Here is a 2,553-nt window from a genome sequence, read left to right on the forward strand (position 1 = left end):
ACGTTTTTTGGGTTTGAATTATAATCTATATCCCAGTAGCGAAATGCAAAACTTTGCATCTCCGCTTCGCTTACATACTTATCAAGTTCCGCTTCTTTAGTAGTATCGGAGCCTATCGTAATAGTGTAGTGAGATTGAGATTTATGAAGTCCTACTCTTCCGCTTACGAATAGATACAAAATAAGGCAAGCAAAAACTGCGATGAATTGCAATATAGCTTTTAAATATTTCAAAATTTCCCCTTAGAATTAATTAGGAGGATTATATCTTAAATCAAATTAAATCGAAATTTTACATGGCGGGCGGGTAAAATTTTATATAAATTTAGCCCGCAAGCTTTGAAATCTGAGCAAATTTAAAAATTAGATGCGTGTTTAGAATTTTAATTAGCTTTATTCTAGATCGCTCAAAAGATCCGCCAAGCTCACGCTTGATAGGGATTTTTTAAAATCATTCTGAATGCGAGCAAAGCGCGGCGCGAGTACCGCCTCGATCTTGCCGCCCACGGGGCAGGCGGCCGGCGAGCCTTTGTGCAGGCGAAACATCGCGTCCTCCTCGCTCACCGCCTCGTAAATGTCTAAAAGCGTGATGAGCCGCGCGTCGCGAGCCGGCGTGATGCCGCCCACGCCCGCGGTCGTGAGCACCAAGGCTGCGTTTTTTAGCTGCGAGATCAGCTTGCGCGCGATGGCGGGGTTTATCCCCGAGCTTGCGGCGACGAAATCGCCCGTGACCTTCTCCTCGCGAAAATACGCGACGCAAAGCATGATGTGCACCGCGAGTGAAAATTTGATACCTACTTGCATTTCGCTCCTTGATTTGGATCTGAGTTTTAGAATTTAAGCGAAATTTTCCTTAAACTCGGGCGCTAAATTTCAGATCGCGCTAAAATTTCATCCGCTAGGCGATTTTCTTAAAATTCTAACCTTAATTTAATCATGCCTAAATTTTATCAGCCAAACGATCTTTCTAAAATTCGGATATTAAATTTTAATCGTTCCGAAATTTCATCCGCTAAGCGATTTTTCTAAAATTTAGATATTAATTTTAATCACGCCTAAACTTCATCCGCGACATAGCAGACCGCGCACCGCTGATACCGATAGTGCGACTATCCCCGTCTACCGCTACTACTACATTATCTTTGCCGACATTGTCGCCGTCGCTACTACCATTCATTATATTTACAGCAGATCGCTATTGCTGCTTGCCGCTACGCTACCATCGCTCATTATCTTTACGGCTGTTATTGCAGTCGCCGCTTATATTCTCACTGCCGCCCGCTGCGATACGGCTGCCGCTAATGTCACCGTACACGCCGCTGCCGCCTACCATCATTGCAGCCGCTGTCACTGCTCATTACCACTGCTGCCGTTGTCGCAAATACAATCGCTGCTATCGCCACCGCCGCTATTATTTGAATACAATCGCTACCGATGTTCTGCAACGCAATCGCAGCCATCATTAATAACCGTGCGTCTGTCGCCACCATCGCCATTAAATTTTAAATTTTAGCTTGAGTTCGGCTCCGCCGCTAAATTTAATTTCAGCCGTAGCTCGCTCTAGCTCTAAATTTTAATTTAAAGCTCTAGCTTGCTTTGCTGCTAAATTTTAAATTTACGTTCGAATTTTACCGCGCTAAACGATTTAAAATTTACGTTAGAATTTTGCCGTGCCGTGCAGTTAAAATTTATACGCGGCAAAGCCGCATTATTCGCCGACCGCCGTGAACGGTTTACCGATAAATTTTTGCGCCCCGATCTCATCTATTACGGCGAGCGCGAGGTCTGCGTAGCCGATGTAGCTTTTGCCCTTGCCGTTTAGGATCAGCTCGTCGCCTCCTAGGACGCATGAGCCCGTGCGAGCGGCGTTTGCGTCGTATTCCGCGGCGGGGATCACGTAGGTCCAGATCAAATCTTTGCTCGCTTTTAGCACCTCGTAGCTCGCTGCAGTCGCCTCGGCTACGCCCATATACTCAGCCGGAAAGCTTGGAGTATCCATCAGGCGCGTCTTACGTGAAGCGTCTGTGTATAGCACGCCCGCGCCGCCGATGACGAAAAGTCTCGTCTGCGTGCCGCTTAGCAGCTCCGCGATGTGCTGCGTCATTTTCGCGTGAAGCGGGAAGGTCTGCGGCGTCCATGCAGCGATCGCGCTGATGACGACGTCAAAGCCCGCCAAATCGACTTTGCTAAGCTCAAAAACGTCCTTGTGCACGAGCTTGATGGCACCATTTTTATACTCTTTGTTTCGCGCGAAGCCCGTTACGTCGTAGCCTTGTTTTAGGGCTTCTTGCACCAAATTTGAACCCGATTTTCCATTTGCTCCGATGATTGCTATTTTCATTGTTTTTCCTTTAAATTTGATTTGTTTGATCGCACATCCGCCTATCGCTGTGGCAAGCCAATTCACTTCCGCCGCGGCTGATACTCTCTCATATGACCACCTATCGTCGCCGTCGCAGCCGATGAACCCTCCATGCAGGGCACCGTATGCCGCGCCGCGTAGTTTAAAATTTACGCTCGCGTTTGCCGCGCGCCTTGCGAAATTTACAGCCAG

The 2,553-nt window shown here is 47.5% G+C and carries 3 protein-coding genes and 1 pseudogene; all 4 read right to left on the reverse strand.

Features of this window, described 5'->3' with window-relative positions; genetic code table 11:
* A pseudogene (locus Q0236_RS03355) lies at positions 1-212 on the reverse strand (ankyrin repeat domain-containing protein); the annotation flags it as partial.
* Between the two features lie 180 nt (positions 213-392).
* Positions 393-803, reverse strand: a complete 411-nt coding sequence (locus Q0236_RS03360; RefSeq protein ID WP_297915147.1) for an Rrf2 family transcriptional regulator — start codon at positions 801-803, stop codon at positions 393-395.
* A gap of 241 nt (positions 804-1,044) precedes the next feature.
* The gene (locus Q0236_RS03365; protein ID WP_297915150.1) at positions 1,045-1,176 is read right to left on the reverse strand and encodes a hypothetical protein; all 132 of its coding nucleotides are present in this window, start codon (positions 1,174-1,176) and stop codon (positions 1,045-1,047) included.
* 531 nt (positions 1,177-1,707) lie between these two features.
* A partial coding sequence (locus tag Q0236_RS03370) for an NAD(P)-dependent oxidoreductase (RefSeq protein WP_297915152.1) occupies positions 1,708-2,553 on the reverse strand: 846 nt, incomplete at its 5' end.

It is taken from the genome of uncultured Campylobacter sp., from assembly GCF_938031315.1.
In the GTDB taxonomy this organism is placed as follows: Bacteria; Campylobacterota; Campylobacteria; order Campylobacterales; family Campylobacteraceae; genus Campylobacter_B.